This window comes from Vibrio galatheae (assembly GCF_000967545.1).
Lineage (GTDB): Bacteria > Pseudomonadota > Gammaproteobacteria > Enterobacterales > Vibrionaceae > Vibrio > Vibrio galatheae.
In genome coordinates this window covers 37,553-54,009 of the sequence record NZ_JXXV01000024.1, presented here as the reverse complement: position 1 = coordinate 54,009, position 16,457 = coordinate 37,553, and the positions used below count along the sequence as shown (strand labels likewise).

The following is a 16,457-nucleotide window of genomic DNA, read 5'->3' as shown; positions in this document are numbered from 1 at the left end:
GACATTAGCCTCCAAAGATAATTTTTCTGCACGTCAATGCAGCAGTGAACAGAATACAAATGCGAATAAACCCAAAGATGTAATCCACGTTAAACGCCGTTTCAAGACTGTATTTCTTAAAGCCCATTGGTTCTAAATCAAGGCTAAAATCGGGGCGCTTTGCGTTAGACAAATCGATATCAGCAAAGGCGTCGAGCATACCCTCATAAACGACATCACGAGTCTGAAAAAGACGGAGAACCATCTCCTCAGAAAGCGATTGCGTAGTGTGCTCAGAGTTATAAGCCGCTTGAGTGCCGTCAATTGTACCGTTGCCATTGGTGAGTACGTCTAAAATGTCTTTTTCAGCCTGTGAGCCTTCGCCATTTCCAGAGCCAAGACCCTGCAAAGCGGCTAACAACTCACTATGCCTAGCCGCGGCTTGATTGTTATAAAACTCATCATATTCAGCAGAATCATTAATGGCGTTAACAATGTCCTCAGTAGACTGCATTTGAAGGGTTTTTAACTCGTCCCAAATTTCAAGTTGCTTGTTGGTTGATGCAACAATTTGGTCAAGTTGTTGCTGGTTAAACTGGTTCGCGTTTTTGAGTTCATCCACCATCTTTTTAAAGTTGGCGTTGTTATCCGCGTTCAGCCCTTCAAGCAACGCATTGATTTGTTCGTTGAGTAGTTTGATTTGCTCACGTTCGCCAGTTTCGTCGGTTGGGGGAGCAACACCCTCAACCGTTTCTATAGGCACATTGGCAGGGTCTAACGGCGAAGATTCCACACCTTCAAGTGGTTTAGTTGGGTCTTGCATTTCGTAATCTGGTTCAGCATATGTACCACCTTGACAAGAAAACTGGTCATTACCGTCATAACCGCATTTAGCATCTGGGTCTAAGGGTTGACCATCATCGGGTTGACCATCGCCGTTTGAATCTTCAGGGCAAAGATACGTCCCGTTAAAATCCTGACAGCCTTGCGGTACTTCGTCGGGAATGGTGCCACCGGGTGAAGGTTCTCCCTCATTACATGTTTTGCCTGTAACTACAACCGTACCGCCACAACCATTACCGGGAGTAGCATTAGCCAATGAACACGTTGAACCAGTTACCTTTAATTCACAACCACCCGAACAAAATGTAGGTTCATCGCCATATTTCATGTAATCCCATGTGTGAGAAGTAGTATTTCCTGCTAATGGTTCGCATTTATTATCTTCAACACATCGGCCCGCCTCTGGATCTAGAATAGTTCCCTCTGGACATTGGTCGTCAACAGCGGTTGGATTATAGGTATAAGTTTTTCCAGTACTCCAAGTATCAGTACATTCACTGTCACTAAACTCACGAGAATAATATGAAAAAGCGTTAACATAGATAGTCTTAATTACTGGTTTCTTATAAATACTACCGGATTGAACACAACCAGATACCTCGACGTAGTATTGAGACAATGCAGACATAGAACTAAATACGGGTTCAGTAGTTCCAATTAACGTGTAATAAGCAACAGCGTGTGCACTAAATGGAAAGAGAAAAAGTAATATATAGACAATGCGCATAATTCGAACCAAGAAAAAAAGGGAGCAATTAAGCTCCCTTGTCCGTTATTAAACACGCATATTCAGCCCACATATTAGAGCGGAGAAACCACCTAACAGGGTAAATATGAACTGGTGCGTGTCATAAATGGCGTAGAGCACCGTTTACGCTTTAGATACAGCGCGTTTAGCAAGCGAAATGCCTTTCAATGCAACCGAGATACCCACCGCAGTTACACCAATAGCCAAAACACTCGTTGCCACGCTACTAAGGTCAACCTCAGCCCAGAGCGTAGACAAATCCACCGCAGCGTTAGAAGCCGCAGACATACCAAGTGCAACCGCACCAACTAGATACTTTTTCATAATGATTTCCTTATATAAGGTTTATTGCTTTTAATGCCGCCTTAATCGGGAACGAAATGATGTAACCGAAAAAGACGAGAGCGAAACCAAATGAATAGAACTCGACAACCTCTGTCCCTGTAATGGATGTGTAGGACGTAAAAAAGTTATATTCATCGGCACTGAGTACGACAAATTGTGTGCATGACTCAATAGGGTCAGAAGTGAGATACAAAAAGCCTTCAGGGTCAGCAGCTACACAATCCGTCATAATTTATTACCCTTGAAGTGGCTTGATATCAACAACGATATTTCGGCTAGGATTATCAGGGTCAACGTCTAGATGTAATTCCGCTTGCAATGGGAATTGGTCAGCGAGTTTTTTGAACTCAGCCACTAAGGACGGATTAGGGGACATCGCAATTTGTTTTAGTTTGAGGCCAACAGCCTCACAAGCGCCTTTGTCCGATTTCCAACCATCATTTGCACCGAGATAGTTCACTTGTGCAAAGTTATAAGGACGGTCATCTTTCTTTGATAGACCTTGAGAGTGCTCACACCCAATTACGATTACTGTTAAAGGCATAATTGTATTTCTCCAGTTTTTTCCATGTGTAGACCTCGACCGACTGGATAATTAATGCGGTCGGGGATGTCGGTTAATTCAAGTCCTTTGGTGAGTGCATCAAGGACATGTTTGTCAGGCGATTTTTCGTCTGCATAAAATTGACGTAAAGCATTGAGCAACTTGCCGTATTGAACACGAGCATGTTTCATTGCGTTTTCTAAAGAGGTCTGAAAAACCACTTTGCACGTATTGATGGCAATTGGCTTAACGTCTTGAATGAGTGAGGCTAGAGCAGGGTAAGCACCCGCAAAATATTGGTCAGGATTAACAAGCACATCAAAAGGAATAACACGATAGCGGTTGCCAATTTGCACCTCGAAACGATTCCAATTAGGGTATTGTTCAGACTTGAGTTGCGCGCCCTTGTGGTAGCCACGGAATATCTTGCCGTTCTCACGAGCACCCACGTAGAAGGTGTGACCGCCGTCTTTAATCATACCGCAGCGTTTACGGTCATCTTTCGACATACCAGAGCCGCCCATAAATTCGCCCCATTTGGGAGGCGTACCGCGAGTGATAAACTCACCATCAATGTATTTCTGTTTGATATCATCAATCGACACGTTACCCATCAGGTCATCAAGGGCAATATCAACACGAGTTAACTTCGCTCCGACCATTTGATTTAGTGCCTTATGTAACGCTTCCATGTTTATGGCTTCGCAGCCTTTACCAGAAAACGAAACGTAGTAACCAAAGTTCGCAGCGCCCCAAGCGACCAACCCCGCCTGAGTGCCATTGCAAAGAAGCTTTGCAGAGTAGCGATACCCTGAAAAACCACCTCGACGTTCTAGTGTCCACTCGTTTTTCTCGTAGCTGATTTCATCGGCAAGCACTTCAAGAAAGGACTCGATTTCGCCATGACAAAGCGTATCCAACATATCAATCCCAATATTGCCAATCAGGTTCTGATAACACTCGTTAAACGAAACATCGCTATCAATACGAACGTCAGCATCAACTAATGCTTTATCTAGAGAAGCAAAGTAGAGGTCTTTATTGGCGTAATCCTCAGCCTCAATACAGCCAAGTAGTTGCGCTAAGTTTTCCGCAAAATGCGCGATTTTGGTGTTTTCGCGTTGTTGAATGGCAACCACATTTTGCGACTCAAATTCATTGAGTTGTTCAAAGGCAAAGCGTTGTTTTGCCATGTCTTTGCAGCGTTCGAGTAGCAATGGAGAGCCTGAAAAGCTCACAAAATCGATAAGCGTTTTATTCATCATTAAACGTCCTATCAAATGCGCCAGATTGACGAAGCTCAGATTCATTTTCGTGCGTAATTTCAATGATTTCACGGTCAGATTCACACGCATACAAATACATTTCGTGCTTAGTCTTGAAGTATTCCGGCATACCGTCAATTGAGCACCAGTAACCGTCTTGATGATGCTCAAAGTAGACCGGATTTTTAAGGGGAGGTTTGGCTGAGAAAGTCATATTATGCCTCAAACTCTCGATTACAACGCATGTTGCACGTTGTATTGAAATTAGAACGCACGATTTTTTCTGTCAGTGACTCCACAGGCTCAACCATGAAGAACTCACAAGCGATACGGTAATCCAACACCGTTTCGAAGATAAAGTGATGCTTTGAGCCAAAAAACAGCACAGGAAACATGAATTCGGATTCGTCAGAGGTATGTTCGTGACGAATGCTTGAGGTATCGAGGTCAACCGACACAAGCGCGTTCACATCGTTGTTAATCATGCCGATACGCACTTGAAATGAGTTGTCAGCGTGAAAACGTGTGAAATGGCAATTGTCGGTGTGAATTGAGCTGTAGCCTTGCGCGTGTTTGATTTCCATGACAACCCCCTAAAGTTGTTTGGCTGACCGCCCCAGAAGCTTAGGGAGCGACCAGAGCGGTCTAATACACAAATTTGTGTAAAGTAAATACGCATTTTTGAGGATTGTAAATACACGGATTTGTGTAGGAATGGGCTACAATAAAGTGACTCTAACCAATTGAGGAATCTATCAATGTACATTAATGAACTATTAGATTCGTATAAAAACGCCAAGAATTATGTTCAAGATAAGCAGATTGCACACGATTTGAATATAAGCGTTCAAAAGTTATCTGGAATAAGAAAAGGTGAACGTTATCTAACTGAAAACGAAGCGCTTTTTCTAGCGGACGAAGTTGGCGCAGATAAAGAAATGATTTTAGTGTACTTAGCAGCAGATAAAGCCAAGTCACACGAAGCACAGAAGCTATGGCACAGCATCGCAAAAAAGTATAACGGGCTAGGATTAACAACAATATCAAGTGCTTATGCGGTTTTCATGGTGTCCACGGACGGGCTGTTTAATACCATATCCAAGTTCGCATTATGTATATTATGTTAAATGCAATGTGTGTAAACAGAAGAACTAGACTTAGTTCAAGCCTTGCCTGCTTTCTCTCTTCTTAAAATGATTCAACATAATCTATTTACCATAAAATACCTAATAAACAGTATTTATAATCTTGCGATTCTAATCCTGTTTATTAGGAAGTTTGGCCACTTTTGCTTAATTAAGATTGTTTTGTGTGTCTATATCCTGAATTTAACGCCAACGATGTGCGTCTCTTCGAGATCTGAAAGCTCTATCTGCAAATTATCTAGGTTCGTTCCTTGCAGTTGCCAATAATCTTCCTGTTCGACAAGTTTTAGTGCTCTATTTGGCAACGAAATTTTCCAATTATCTGACGGTTTGCTCAGTGTAATTCCACTGTCGGATTTGAATGCCGAAAACTGAGTGCTTTTAACACTAAATGTACATTTTGGTTTCAACTCACACTCTATGTTTTGCTCGCCTATAAATGTGACTGTTCGCCAAATAAACGCTGCAATAAGTATGGTTAACATGATGATTATTTGAACAAAACGGCCCCGTGTGAGTTTCTGTGCTGCCATTATGTGGTGTTCTCCGTGTAACAAACTTCAAAGTTTTAAAATAAAAGGTCAAAACCTGAACGACTGTAAGGTTACTGCGCTGTCATTGAATTGTTAAATGCAGTATAGTTGGCGGCTGAAAATGCCACTTTTTTTAAAGACTAGCAAGAATATTTAACCACTTGATACTGGTTTGATTTTCTTAACAGTTTTGGGGGGCATTACGACATGTGTCGTGTTGGAAGTAAAGTGTAGTTAATTAGAAATTGGAAGCATGCAAATGAGCCAAGAAAAGCAGCTTGAACAAAACTACAACTATACAGTCGTCCGTCAATTTACCCTAGTTACCATTCTTTGGGGTATTGTCGGTATGGCCGTTGGTGTTTTGATTGCCGCTCAATTAGTTTGGCCACAGCTAAACTTTGATACGCCGTGGTTGACGTACAGTCGCTTACGTCCTCTGCATACTAATGCGGTTATTTTTGCGTTTGGTACAAGTGCCCTGTTCGCAACGTCTTATTACGTTGTTCAGCGTACCTGTCAAACTCGTCTATTTGGTGGCCCTCTTGTCGCCTTTACCTTCTGGGGTTGGCAAGCCATTATTCTAGCAGCAGCGATTACTCTGCCATTAGGTTTTACCTCAGGTAAAGAGTACGCGGAACTAGAATGGCCAATCGATATTGCCATCGCGGTAGTTTGGGTTTCTTACGCCATCGTGTTCTTCGGAACATTGGTTACCCGTAAGACGTCTCACATCTACGTAGCAAACTGGTTCTTCGGTGCCTTTATCATCACTGTTGCGGTTCTTCATATCGTAAACAGCATGGCAATTCCTGTCTCTATGGGTAAATCGTACTCGATCTACTCAGGCGCAGTGGATGCGATGGTTCAGTGGTGGTACGGACACAACGCGGTAGGTTTCCTACTGACGGCTGGTTTCCTAGGTATGATGTATTACTTCGTGCCTAAACAAGCTGAACGTCCTGTTTACTCTTACCGTTTGTCTATCGTTCACTTTTGGGCACTAGTTTCACTTTACATCTGGGCTGGCCCACACCACTTGCATTACACTGCCCTTCCTGACTGGACACAGTCAATTGGTATGGTGATGTCATTGGTTCTTTTTGCTCCTTCATGGGGGGGTATGATCAACGGTATTATGACGTTGTCTGGAGCTTGGCACAAACTACGTTATGACCCAATTCTTCGTTTCCTAATCGTATCGCTGTCGTTCTACGGCATGTCTACGTTTGAAGGCCCAATGATGTCGATTAAGACAGTGAACGCATTGTCTCACTACACTGACTGGACCATCGGTCACGTTCACTCTGGCGCATTAGGCTGGGTAGCAATGGTATCTATTGGTTCGGTATACCACTTAGTCCCACGTCTATTTGGTCAGCAGCGTATGTACTCTGTAGGTCTAATCAATACCCACTTCTGGTTAGCAACTATTGGTACAGTTCTATACATCGTTGCGATGTGGATCTCTGGTGTAATGCAAGGTCTAATGTGGCGTGCAGTTAATTCTGACGGTACGTTAACCTACAGCTTTGTTGAGTCTGTAGAAGCGTCTTACCCATTCTATTTTGTCCGTTTCCTAGGTGGCTTCATCTTCCTATCAGGTATGTTCTTAATGGCATACAACACGTACAAAACGGTAACTGCGCCAAAAGATAGCCTTAAAGCTATCCCTCAACCGGCATAAGGAGATTTAAAGAATGAGTTCTAATTCTAACAATCGCCACGAAATTGTAGAACGCAATGTCGGTTTACTAGCGATTCTTATCGTTTTTGCAATTAGCTTAGGTGCTCTGGTAGAGATCACTCCGCTGATTTTCCAAAAACAAACCACTGAGCCGGTTGAAAACCTGCGTCCTTATACTGCACTGCAAATGGAAGGTCGTGACGTTTACATCCGTGAAGGTTGTAATGTTTGTCACAGCCAGATGGTCCGTCCTTTCCGTTCTGAAACAGAACGTTACGGTCACTACTCTGTTGCAGGTGAAAGTGTATATGAGCACCCATTCTTGTGGGGTTCTAAGCGTACTGGTCCAGACTTAGGGCGCGTTGGTGGTCGTTACTCTGATGAGTGGCACCGTGTTCACCTACTTGATCCACGTGAGTTGGTTCCTGAGTCAAACATGCCTGGTTTCCCATGGCTTGCTGAAAACGTACTTGATGGTAAGTACACTCAGAAAAAACTCACTATTTTCCGTGATCAGTTTGGTGTTCCATACACTGATGAGCAAATCGCAAACGCGTCTAAAGATGTCGAAGGAAAAACCGAGATGGATGCCATCATCGCTTACCTTCAATCTCTTGGTCACGCAATGAAGTAATAAAGAGGTGACATTATGGATATCGGTACTATTCACAGTATTTGGACCATAGTTCTGTTCGTTAGCTTTATAGGTGTGGTTTGGTGGGCTTACGGTAAGAACCGCAAAGCACGCTTTGATGAAGCCGCAAACCTTGTTTTTGCCGATGAGCAGAAAGCACCTGAAAAAGAACAAGGAGTGACTAAGCAATGACGACATTTTGGAGTCTTTGGATAATCATCATTACGGTCGGTACGTTAGTCGGCTGTGCTGCGCTTCTTTTTTGGTGCCTAAAAGATAAGACGGGCGTTGAAGAAGGTGCGGACATGGGGCACGAATACGATGGTATTCGTGAGTTAAACAACCCGCTGCCTAAATGGTGGACTTACCTGTTTGTTGGTACGTTTATCTTTGCCGCGATCTACCTAACACTCTACCCTGGTCTAGGTAACTTCAAAGGTGTTCTAGGCTGGCAGAGTTCAGACCAAACAGTTCGTTCTCTTGAGGAATCAAAAGCGTCAATCGCTGCAGCTCAGCAGAACAAGCAGTTAGTTCAATACGCAAAAGAGCTTGATGATGCTGATACTTACTTCGGTGAAGCATTCAAGAAACTTGCGTACGTTGATGGCTCTACGGAGCTACGCTCTATCCCTGAAATTGCAGCGGATAGTGAAGCGGTAAAAGTGGGTCAACGCTTGTTCCTGCAAAACTGTTCACAGTGTCATGGCTCTGATGCTCGTGGTCAGAAAGGTTTCCCTAACCTAACCGATGATGCGTGGTTATACGGCGGTGAGCCAGAAGCTATTGTAACAACCATTATGAACGGTCGTATTGGACAAATGCCATCGTGGAAAGATGCTCTAGGCGAGCAAGGCGTAAAAGAAGTAGTAAGCTACACGCTAAGCCTGTCTGGACGTTCGGTAAATGCACGTGAAGCAGAAGCTGGTAAGGCGCGCTTCGTTGTGTGTGCTGCGTGTCATGGTACAGATGGTAAAGGTAACCCTGCAGTGGGTGCGCCTGACCTAACAGACCAAGATTGGTTGTTTGGTGGTTCGCGTGCGGAAGTAACAGAGACAGTAATGAACGGTCGTTCTGGTGTTATGCCAACTTGGAAAGACATTCTAGGCGAAGACAAAGTTCAACTGGTTGCTTCTTACGTTTGGAGCTTAAGCAACTCGGATGATAAGTAACATTTCAATAACAGCCCCTTTTATAGGGGCTTTTTTTCTTTTAAATTAACGCCCTAATTTCTTTCACTTTTTTATTGAGAACTTTTTTATGGTACAGCCTTGGTATAAGCAGTTTTGGCCGTGGTTTCTGATTACTCTTACAGTTGGTGTCTCTCTACTAACCGTTGTCAGGGTATTGATACTCACAAATCAATCAGTTCATCTCGTTACTGAGGATTACTATAAAAAAGGCAAGGGAATTAACGTTGATATTTCTCGTGTTAACGTCGCTAAACAAATGGGCCTGAGTGCCTCAGTATCTTCTGAAGGGAGCACTATTGTGTTCCAATTTGAAAAAGGGCAATTAGATCACTACCCTGCGATTACGGCCATGTTTGCCCACCGTACTTTACCTGATCGAGATTTTACCCAGTTGATCACATCGGATGCACGTGGCCACTACCGTTTAACTCTAGATAACGAGCTACAAGGCCCGTGGTTTATCGAGTTATCACCTCACGATGAGCAATGGCTAATCCAAGGCCGAGTTGAGTTCCCTGCGGTTTCATTTGTTCCACTATCCAACTAAGCAAAATCTATGTGTAAATCCTGTTATCACTGTGGTGAAGATGTACCAGCCAACACGGATTTCAAAGTTGAAATTTTAGGCGAAATGCGTGAAATGTGTTGCCCAGGCTGCGAGACGGTGGCGCAAACTATCGTCGACAGCGGGCTAGTCTCTTATTATCAATATCGCACAGCACCTGCTGAAAGGGCTAACCTAGTTCCTGAGCAGCTTCAAGCATTAATTCATTATGACAATGACGAAGTGCAGTCAGAGTTTGTGCGTAATAATAACGACAACCCAGAGGTGACGCTGTCACTTGATGGGGTCTCCTGTGCCGCCTGTGCTTGGTTGATTGAAAAGCAGGTATCCTCCAAAAAAGGGGTACTTTCAATTCGAGTTAACACCACAACCAATCGTGCGATTTTGGCGTGGGATAAATCTAAAATTAAGCTTAGCGACATCTTGTCATCTATTCATCAGCTTGGCTACAAAGCTGCGCCGTTTGAGGCCGATAAACAAGAAGCGTCCTATCATCAGCAAATGAAGCAGTACCTCTATCGTTTAGGGATAGCAGGTCTGGCAACGATGCAGGTGATGATGCTGGCAGTTGCCTTATACCTAGAAGTGTTTGGGGATCTCGAACCTGAGTTTAAGAACTATTTCCGTTGGGTGAGCTTGATCTTTGCAACACCAGTGATGCTCTACTCTGCTCTGCCATTTTATCTTAACGCATGGCGCAGTATTCGCGGACGCACGTTAGGCATGGATGTGCCCGTTTCTATTGCAATGATTTTTGCTTATTGCGCAAGTTTGGTCGCCACCGTTACGGAGCAAGGGGAAGTGTTCTTTGAGTCTATCTCAATGTTTGCCTTTTTCCTTCTTGTTGGCCGATTCCTCGAAATGCGTGCTCGGCGTAAAGCTGCGGCGGCAAGTGGCAACTTGCTCAAATTGATTCCAGCCATTGCCAACAAGCTTAATGGTGATCAGGTACCGGTAAAAACGCTCAAAGTTGGAGACCAAATTCGCGTTCTGCCGGGTGAGCATATTCCAGCAGATGGCAAGATAATTACCGGGCGTGTTCATATCGATGAGTCAATGTTGACTGGTGAATCGCTTCCTGTCGTGAAAAGTAAAGGAGACTTTGTTTTTGCGGGGACACTGAATGGCGAAGAGTCGTTTGAGCTTGAAGTGACCTCCTCGAAAGCAGACTCAATGATTTCTAACATAGTTCGCCTGCAAGACGAAGCTCAGCTCACTAAGCCTAAAATTGCTGAAATCGCTGATGTGGTTGCGCGTTACTTTGTCGCAATTATTCTTGTCATCGCGGCGGGCACTTGGTTGTTTTGGCACTCTAGCAAACCGGATGACGCATTCTGGATCATGTTGTCCGTTTTGGTTGCGACGTGCCCGTGTGCACTATCATTGGCGACACCAACAGCGTTAACTTGTGCTACGTCTCGAATGGGTAATTTAGGCATATTGTTACGTAAGAGCCATGTGTTTGAAACCCTATGTAAGGTTAATCACCTTATCATCGATAAAACGGGTACTTTAACTCATGGTGACATTGAGATTAATCACGTTGAGCTCCATGCTGATGTTTCCAAAGAGCAAGCATTGGCTCTGGCTGCTGCGCTTGAATCGCATGCAAACCACCCTATTGCTCGAGCATTCAAGTCTTATAGCGATATCAATATCGCTGTCACTGATGTTGAAAACGTGATTGGTTCTGGAATCAAAGGGCTTTATTTGGGCCAAGAGGTGAAGATCGGTAGCGCAGAATTTGTATTGACAGATAATCAAGGCGGGAAATCAAACACAGTCTGTCTTTCCATTGCCGATGTGCATGTCGCGAGCTTCGGTTATCGAGATCCTATTCGTGTTGAGAGCAAAGAATTTATTGAGAAGTTCCAACATGCTGGCGTTAAAGTGACTTTGTTGACTGGCGATACTCAAGAAAATGCCCAGCTTGTGGCTGAGCAGATCGGTATTAACGACGTTGTTGCCGGTGCCAAACCTCAAGATAAACTGGCATATTTGCAAAAAGCCGACTCTGGCGACATCACCATGATGATCGGGGATGGTATCAACGACGCCCCAACACTTGCCGGTGCCCATTTGTCAGTGGCGATGGGCGGTGGTACGGATGTCGCGAAGGCGTCTGCGGATATGGTGTTGCTGGGAGATAGACTCGATCGTATCTTAGAGGCGCGCGAACTCGCGCTGCAAACACGTAAGATCATCCGCGAGAACCTTGCTTGGTCGCTAGGTTATAATGTGCTGATTCTCCCCCTTGCTGTTGCCGGGTTTGTTGCCCCCTATTTTGCCGTTGTAGGTATGTCTGCGAGCTCAATTATTGTAGTATCTAACTCTTTACGTTTGCTCAAAGAAAAAGGTAAATAAATGGAAAGCCTTTATATCCTCATCCCGATCGCCATTGTTCTTGTCTGTGTTGCTGCAGCAATTTTCCTTTGGGCGGTGAAAAGTGAGCAGTTTGAAGACTTAGAGCGTCAAGGTCACAATATTCTGTTTGACGAGGATGATCATAAGGAGAATCCGCCGAAATGAACCCAGACTGGCTCGGTGCTTTCTTTATCGGTTTGGCTGGTGCGGGACATTGTATGGGAATGTGTGGAGGGATCGCCTCCATGCTTTCTCTTGGTCAGGCGCAACCATCAAAATGGGTACCGCTGTTTTATAACCTAGGTCGACTTCTTAGTTACGCCTTGCTCGGCGCCATTGTTGGCGGAGCCATTTCTTCAATCTCTCAAGTAGGCCAAGTCAATAATGTCCTCGTTTGGCTAAGATTAGCCGCAGCGCTATTTATGATCTTACTCGCCGGATATATTGGCCGTTGGTGGCAAGGTTTGCTGTATATCGAGAAGTTTGGGCAAATTATCTGGCGTTATGTTTCCCCTGCAGGAAAGTCGCTACTGCCTCTAAGAAAACCTATTCATGCGCTACCGTTTGGCTTTATTTGGGGATGGTTGCCCTGTGGTCTTGTCTATTCAACGTTAACTTGGTCTGCGGTTTCTGGCAGCGTGTTAAATGGTGCTCTGGTGATGCTTGCGTTTGGTGCAGGAACCTTACCCGCTATGTTATTGGCTGGCCACGCAGCCACATCTCTTCACAAGTTACAAAATTCCAACACATTTCGTCATATTGTGGGTTTGACACTATTGATTTATGGCCTGTATACAGCGTATGGTGCGCTTACTCTGTTATCGATTAGTTTATAGTTAACTGTTTTCGTGCATTTTTTTCCGCTACCCTTTAGGGGTAATGGGTGCTAAAATATTGATGTATATCAAATAGTGAAAGGTTGTTATGATTTCTGAAAAGCCTGCAACAAAGCGTGTTCAATCCGGCGGCTGTGCCATCCACTGCCAAGATTGTAGTATTAGCCAGCTTTGTATACCGTTTACGCTCAATGAATCTGAGCTAGATCAGCTTGACCAGATTATTGAACGCAAGAAGCCAATCCAGAAAGGACAGGAATTGTTCAAAGCGGGAGACGAGCTCAAGTCTCTATACGCAATTCGTTCAGGTACAATCAAGAGTTATACAATCACAGAGCAAGGCGACGAACAGATCACTGCATTCCACCTAGCGGGTGATTTGGTTGGTTTTGATGCCATTACCGGCGACCTTCACCCAAGTTTTGCGCAAGCGCTAGAAACGTCAATGGTGTGCGAAATTCCCTATGACATTCTAGATGACCTTTCTGGAAAAATGCCGAAGTTACGTCAACAAATCATGCGTCTGATGAGTAACGAAATTAAAGGCGACCAAGAGATGATTCTGCTGCTTTCTAAAAAGAATGCAGAAGAACGTTTAGCGGCATTTTTGTATAACCTTTCAACTCGCTTTTCTCAGCGTGGCTTTAGTCCGCGCGAATTCCGCCTGACAATGACTCGTGGTGATATTGGTAACTACCTAGGTTTAACCGTAGAAACCATCTCTCGTTTATTGGGCCGTTTCCAAAAATCCGAGATCTTAAGTGTTAAAGGTAAATACATTACTATCCTTAACCACGATGCCTTGATGGAACTGGCTGGCGTCTCATCAGAATCGTAATAATTTTCAATGATGTAGCTCTTTTCAGTTTGAAATAGAGCTACATCATACTTCTCTTAAAATCCTCCAATTAATTCTAAAATTCTCCCCTGTTCTAAGCTACATTAATCATATGATCCTCCTCGTCTCTATGGAGTCACTATGAGTATTTACAATAAGATATTAGTTGTTGCTGACATCAATAAGGACGAACAGCCTGCTCTTGCGCGAGCGATGCAGTTGGCTGAAAAAAGTCGTTCTCCGAGTCGAGTAACCTTTTTCCTCTCTATTTATGACTTCTCTTACGACATGACGTCGATGCTCTCTATTGACGAGCGTGATGCAATGCGTCGCGGGGTCATACAGCAGCGCGAGCAGTGGATGCATAAGATTGCTAAGGACTACATTAATGATGATGTTGAGTTCGACGTACGTGTGGTCTGGCACAATCGGCCCTATGAAGCAATCGTAGCGGAAGTGTTCGCTGGCGAGCATGATATTCTGATCAAAGGTACCCGCAAGCATGATGTGCTTGAGTCGGTGATTTTCACACCGACAGATTGGCACCTGCTACGTAAATGTCCTTGCCCTGTTCTACTGGTTAAAAATGCCGATTGGCCAGAAAATGCCAGTATTCTTGCGTCAGTGCATGTTGGATCCGAGCACGATACACACCTTGGCTTAAATGATGCCATGGTAGAACAGCTTAATAGCCTTACTGAGCGTTTAGGAGCGAAACCCTATTTGGTTAACGCTTATCCGGTAACCCCGGCGAATATTACGATTGAGCTACCTGAGTTTGATCCGGCAACCTATACTGATGCGGTTCGTGGCCACCACTTGACAGCGATGAAAGCGTTGCGCCAAAAGCACGGCTATGATGAAGAACAGACAGTTGTGGAGCAGGGTTTACCGGAAGATGTCATTCCAGAAGTCGCAGAGAGACTAAATGCAGCAATGGTGATCATAGGCACGACAGGACGTACTGGCTTATCTGCAGTATTTATTGGCAATACGGCGGAGCATGTGATTGATAAGATCAACTGTGACGTTATGGCGTTAAAACCTCAGGGATACATCAGTCCACTTGATCCACAAACGGCGATTTAGTTTTCTTGCATCGTAAAAAAGGAAGATAGTCACTATCTTCCTTTTTTGTTTAGATCGTTTTTTAAGACTAGATATTGGTCACGTCAATAAACATTGATTCATCTATGTTGGTTGATGAGACGATCGCTTCGCTAAATTGATACTCATCTCGGTTCCCTTCTCTGTCTAAAGGCAGGTTTTCAAAATCAAACAGCTCTCTATCTGCCAACTGGCTCGGGCTGACATTCTGTATAGACTTAAAGATTGCCTCTACTCGACCCGGCGTTTTCTTATCCCAGTCAATTAGCATCGCCTTAATAGACTGACGCTGAAGGTTTTCTTGAGAGCCACAAAGATTACAAGGGATGATTGGAAACTCTTTATGCTCGGCGTATTTGATCAAGTCTTTTTCGCGGCAATACGTCAAAGGACGAATAACGACGTTGCGGCCATCATCAGAGCGCAGCTTTGGTGGCATGGCCTTGAGCCTTGATCCATGGAACATATTAAGGAACATGGTTTCAACAATATCATCCATATGGTGGCCAAGCGCGAGTTTGGTCGCCCCAATCTTTTCAGCAAACGAGTACAGGGTGCCACGGCGTAGACGTGAACACAGACCGCAGGTTGTTTTACCTTCAGGTACTTTCTCTTTCACCACTGAGTAGGTGTCTTTGTCGACGATGTAATATGGAATATTAAGAGTCTCAAAGTAATCTGGCAGGATATGCTCTGGGAAGCCAGGCTGTTTTTGATCCAAGTTTACTGCCACGACATCAAACTTAATGGGTGCCGCTTTCTGAAGGTTAAGCAAGATATCAAGCATCGCGAATGAATCTTTACCGCCACTGATACATGCCATGACCACATCACCTTCTTCGATCATGTTGTAATCGGTAATGGCATTTCCAACATTTCTTCTTAAGCGCTTTTGAAGCTTGTTGAATTCAAGGGTTTCTTTTCTTGGATCTTTTTGGTTCATTGCTTGCTCTCACATTGTCGAATGAATCGACAGTGGCACTTCCTAAGTGGTTTTATTTGGGTCGAGGATTATACGAGCTTTTTAAAGAGGATTAAATGCCTGTCTCACATTGAAATAGGAAATGTCAGCACTCCAAGCTATGCTCGGGTATGTCTGGTAGACATAAATGTGTATTTTAGGCGAATAAAAAGGCCGCATTTGCGACCTTATGTCTAAGATTATGCTTTCGGTAAATATGGCAGCACACGCGACGTTTCAGCGGGAAGGGTCATGGTTCCACCCTCGCCGATTTCTTGCAGTGAAATTTGAACTTTGCCGTCAACTATCGCTTTGGTCGTCCCGTTGGAAAACGTCACTTCAGAATTCAGCTTGTCAGGAAACTCTAACGTCACGCCTTCAACATCGGGTGTAAACCAACTCGCGAACATGCCTCCAAGCTGTTCCAAGATGGCCTGCATCTGCGGCAGTATGACTTTCACTTGATCATAACTGACTTCACCAAATAACGGCTCTTTTGTCATCACCACCATAGAAAAATCGCAGCGCATATCCATTGGTGTATGAACAAAAACCAAAGGATTCGCCGAGCGAAGGTTATTGTCTAGAGGAACCATCACCTCTTTATATGGTGAAATTTTTAGTTCTTCGTAGTGTTCTTCTTTCTCCATCCAAGCTTTTTCTATATTGCACAATTGTTTGGTATTGGCATTTAAGAAGAAGAAGCCCACTTTGACATCGTCGTGCCCTTCTTTGGCATTTTGCTTCATGTGGGAATACAGTTTGGAGTAGGTAAACATGTACTCTTGGGCTTGAACTGGCAAAACTGCCACACTCGATAGTGCAGTCGCTAAAATCGTTAACGATACTTTTCTCATTTTATGATGTTCTATT

At 44.1% G+C, this 16,457-nt stretch carries 21 protein-coding genes; 11 read left to right on the top strand and 10 right to left on the bottom strand.

Annotation, left to right across the window (positions count from 1 at the left end; genetic code table 11):
* Window positions 1-4: 4 nt before the first annotated feature.
* From TW81_RS13505 to TW81_RS13475, 7 genes are all read right to left on the bottom strand, one after another.
* Complete coding sequence (locus TW81_RS13505) at window positions 5-1,549, bottom strand: hypothetical protein (RefSeq protein WP_156980971.1); 1,545 nt, start codon at window positions 1,547-1,549, stop codon at window positions 5-7.
* A gap of 144 nt (window positions 1,550-1,693) precedes the next feature.
* Window positions 1,694-1,894, bottom strand: a complete 201-nt coding sequence (locus tag TW81_RS13500) for a hypothetical protein (protein WP_045956256.1) — start codon at window positions 1,892-1,894, stop codon at window positions 1,694-1,696.
* 10 nt (window positions 1,895-1,904) lie between these two features.
* Entirely contained in the window at window positions 1,905-2,144 is a 240-nt protein-coding gene (locus TW81_RS13495) for a hypothetical protein (protein WP_045956255.1), read from the bottom strand.
* Between the two features lie 6 nt (window positions 2,145-2,150).
* Window positions 2,151-2,459 carry a hypothetical protein gene (locus TW81_RS13490; protein WP_045956254.1) on the bottom strand — a complete coding sequence of 103 codons (309 nt, stop codon included), beginning with the start codon at window positions 2,457-2,459 and terminating at the stop codon, window positions 2,151-2,153.
* Entirely contained in the window at window positions 2,450-3,724 is a 1,275-nt protein-coding gene (locus TW81_RS13485; RefSeq protein WP_338061733.1) for a replication initiation factor domain-containing protein, read from the bottom strand. Before TW81_RS13485 ends, TW81_RS13490 begins: the two co-directional genes overlap by 10 nt.
* A complete protein-coding gene (locus TW81_RS13480) occupies window positions 3,714-3,938 on the bottom strand; it encodes a hypothetical protein (protein ID WP_045956253.1) in 225 nt (74 codons plus the stop codon). The genes TW81_RS13485 and TW81_RS13480 overlap by 11 nt, the downstream gene beginning before the upstream one ends.
* Before the next feature lies 1 nt (window position 3,939).
* Entirely contained in the window at window positions 3,940-4,308 is a 369-nt protein-coding gene (locus TW81_RS13475) for a hypothetical protein (protein WP_045956252.1), read from the bottom strand.
* A 174-nt stretch (window positions 4,309-4,482) separates the two neighbouring features.
* Here TW81_RS13475 and TW81_RS13470 point away from each other — a divergent pair, with 174 nt between their 5' ends.
* Window positions 4,483-4,851, top strand: a complete 369-nt coding sequence (locus TW81_RS13470; protein ID WP_045956251.1) for a DUF3693 domain-containing protein — start codon at window positions 4,483-4,485, stop codon at window positions 4,849-4,851.
* A gap of 188 nt (window positions 4,852-5,039) precedes the next feature.
* Here TW81_RS13470 and TW81_RS13465 read toward each other — a convergent pair whose 3' ends face one another.
* Window positions 5,040-5,402, bottom strand: a complete 363-nt coding sequence (locus tag TW81_RS13465) for a hypothetical protein (RefSeq protein WP_045956250.1) — start codon at window positions 5,400-5,402, stop codon at window positions 5,040-5,042.
* 259 nt (window positions 5,403-5,661) lie between these two features.
* Here TW81_RS13465 and ccoN point away from each other — a divergent pair, with 259 nt between their 5' ends.
* The 10 genes from ccoN (at window position 5,662) to uspE (ending at window position 14,605) form a co-directional block, all read left to right on the top strand.
* Window positions 5,662-7,089, top strand: a complete 1,428-nt coding sequence (ccoN, locus tag TW81_RS13460) for a cytochrome-c oxidase, cbb3-type subunit I (protein ID WP_045956249.1) — start codon at window positions 5,662-5,664, stop codon at window positions 7,087-7,089.
* Between the two features lie 13 nt (window positions 7,090-7,102).
* Window positions 7,103-7,723 (top strand): cytochrome-c oxidase, cbb3-type subunit II, encoded by a 621-nt coding sequence (ccoO, locus tag TW81_RS13455; RefSeq protein WP_045956248.1) that lies wholly within the window; start codon window positions 7,103-7,105, stop codon window positions 7,721-7,723.
* 15 nt (window positions 7,724-7,738) lie between these two features.
* Window positions 7,739-7,915: a cbb3-type cytochrome oxidase subunit 3 gene (locus tag TW81_RS13450; protein WP_045956247.1), complete on the top strand. Its 177-nt coding sequence runs from the start codon at window positions 7,739-7,741 to the stop codon at window positions 7,913-7,915.
* Window positions 7,912-8,892 carry a cytochrome-c oxidase, cbb3-type subunit III gene (ccoP, locus tag TW81_RS13445; protein ID WP_045956246.1) on the top strand — a complete coding sequence of 327 codons (981 nt, stop codon included), beginning with the start codon at window positions 7,912-7,914 and terminating at the stop codon, window positions 8,890-8,892. The genes TW81_RS13450 and ccoP overlap by 4 nt, the downstream gene beginning before the upstream one ends.
* 88 nt (window positions 8,893-8,980) lie before the next feature.
* Window positions 8,981-9,460: a FixH family protein gene (locus TW81_RS13440; protein WP_045956245.1), complete on the top strand. Its 480-nt coding sequence runs from the start codon at window positions 8,981-8,983 to the stop codon at window positions 9,458-9,460.
* A gap of 9 nt (window positions 9,461-9,469) precedes the next feature.
* A complete protein-coding gene (locus tag TW81_RS13435; RefSeq protein ID WP_045956244.1) occupies window positions 9,470-11,842 on the top strand; it encodes a heavy metal translocating P-type ATPase in 2,373 nt (790 codons plus the stop codon).
* The gene (gene ccoS / locus TW81_RS13430) at window positions 11,843-12,007 is read left to right on the top strand and encodes a cbb3-type cytochrome oxidase assembly protein CcoS (RefSeq protein ID WP_045956243.1); all 165 of its coding nucleotides are present in this window, start codon (window positions 11,843-11,845) and stop codon (window positions 12,005-12,007) included.
* Entirely contained in the window at window positions 12,004-12,678 is a 675-nt protein-coding gene (locus TW81_RS13425) for a sulfite exporter TauE/SafE family protein (protein WP_045956242.1), read from the top strand. Before ccoS ends, TW81_RS13425 begins: the two co-directional genes overlap by 4 nt.
* An 88-nt stretch (window positions 12,679-12,766) precedes the next feature.
* Window positions 12,767-13,516 (top strand): FNR family transcription factor, encoded by a 750-nt coding sequence (locus tag TW81_RS13420; RefSeq protein ID WP_045956241.1) that lies wholly within the window; start codon window positions 12,767-12,769, stop codon window positions 13,514-13,516.
* Window positions 13,517-13,657: 141 nt separating this feature from the next.
* Window positions 13,658-14,605 carry a universal stress protein UspE gene (uspE, locus tag TW81_RS13415; protein ID WP_045956240.1) on the top strand — a complete coding sequence of 316 codons (948 nt, stop codon included), beginning with the start codon at window positions 13,658-13,660 and terminating at the stop codon, window positions 14,603-14,605.
* 67 nt (window positions 14,606-14,672) lie between these two features.
* Here the strand turns inward: uspE and ttcA are convergent, their stop codons facing one another.
* Both ttcA and TW81_RS13405 read right to left on the bottom strand, forming a co-directional pair.
* Window positions 14,673-15,566, bottom strand: a complete 894-nt coding sequence (gene ttcA / locus TW81_RS13410; protein ID WP_045956239.1) for a tRNA 2-thiocytidine(32) synthetase TtcA — start codon at window positions 15,564-15,566, stop codon at window positions 14,673-14,675.
* Window positions 15,567-15,784: 218 nt separating this feature from the next.
* A complete protein-coding gene (locus TW81_RS13405) occupies window positions 15,785-16,441 on the bottom strand; it encodes a DUF2987 domain-containing protein (protein WP_045956238.1) in 657 nt (218 codons plus the stop codon).
* Between the last annotated feature and the right edge of the window lie 16 nt (window positions 16,442-16,457).

Bases quoted from the DNA above. Each gene is read 5' to 3' on its own strand.
- TW81_RS13470 (WP_045956251.1), top strand. From the start codon at position 4,483: ATGTACATTAATGAACTATTAGATTCGTATAAAAACGCCAAGAATTAT.
- uspE (WP_045956240.1), top strand. From the start codon at position 13,658: ATGAGTATTTACAATAAGATATTAGTTGTTGCTGACATCAATAAGGAC.
- TW81_RS13500 (WP_045956256.1), bottom strand. From the start codon at position 1,894: ATGAAAAAGTATCTAGTTGGTGCGGTTGCACTTGGTATGTCTGCGGCT.
- TW81_RS13425 (WP_045956242.1), top strand. From the start codon at position 12,004: ATGAACCCAGACTGGCTCGGTGCTTTCTTTATCGGTTTGGCTGGTGCG.
- TW81_RS13505 (WP_156980971.1), bottom strand. From the start codon at position 1,549: ATGCGCATTGTCTATATATTACTTTTTCTCTTTCCATTTAGTGCACAC.
- TW81_RS13465 (WP_045956250.1), bottom strand. From the start codon at position 5,402: ATGGCAGCACAGAAACTCACACGGGGCCGTTTTGTTCAAATAATCATC.
- TW81_RS13450 (WP_045956247.1), top strand. From the start codon at position 7,739: ATGGATATCGGTACTATTCACAGTATTTGGACCATAGTTCTGTTCGTT.
- TW81_RS13420 (WP_045956241.1), top strand. From the start codon at position 12,767: ATGATTTCTGAAAAGCCTGCAACAAAGCGTGTTCAATCCGGCGGCTGT.
- ccoS (WP_045956243.1), top strand. From the start codon at position 11,843: ATGGAAAGCCTTTATATCCTCATCCCGATCGCCATTGTTCTTGTCTGT.
- TW81_RS13495 (WP_045956255.1), bottom strand. From the start codon at position 2,144: ATGACGGATTGTGTAGCTGCTGACCCTGAAGGCTTTTTGTATCTCACT.
- TW81_RS13440 (WP_045956245.1), top strand. From the start codon at position 8,981: ATGGTACAGCCTTGGTATAAGCAGTTTTGGCCGTGGTTTCTGATTACT.
- TW81_RS13485 (WP_338061733.1), bottom strand. From the start codon at position 3,724: ATGATGAATAAAACGCTTATCGATTTTGTGAGCTTTTCAGGCTCTCCA.
- TW81_RS13490 (WP_045956254.1), bottom strand. From the start codon at position 2,459: ATGCCTTTAACAGTAATCGTAATTGGGTGTGAGCACTCTCAAGGTCTA.
- ttcA (WP_045956239.1), bottom strand. From the start codon at position 15,566: ATGAACCAAAAAGATCCAAGAAAAGAAACCCTTGAATTCAACAAGCTT.
- TW81_RS13435 (WP_045956244.1), top strand. From the start codon at position 9,470: ATGTGTAAATCCTGTTATCACTGTGGTGAAGATGTACCAGCCAACACG.
- TW81_RS13475 (WP_045956252.1), bottom strand. From the start codon at position 4,308: ATGGAAATCAAACACGCGCAAGGCTACAGCTCAATTCACACCGACAAT.
- ccoN (WP_045956249.1), top strand. From the start codon at position 5,662: ATGAGCCAAGAAAAGCAGCTTGAACAAAACTACAACTATACAGTCGTC.
- ccoO (WP_045956248.1), top strand. From the start codon at position 7,103: ATGAGTTCTAATTCTAACAATCGCCACGAAATTGTAGAACGCAATGTC.
- TW81_RS13480 (WP_045956253.1), bottom strand. From the start codon at position 3,938: ATGACTTTCTCAGCCAAACCTCCCCTTAAAAATCCGGTCTACTTTGAG.
- ccoP (WP_045956246.1), top strand. From the start codon at position 7,912: ATGACGACATTTTGGAGTCTTTGGATAATCATCATTACGGTCGGTACG.
- TW81_RS13405 (WP_045956238.1), bottom strand. From the start codon at position 16,441: ATGAGAAAAGTATCGTTAACGATTTTAGCGACTGCACTATCGAGTGTG.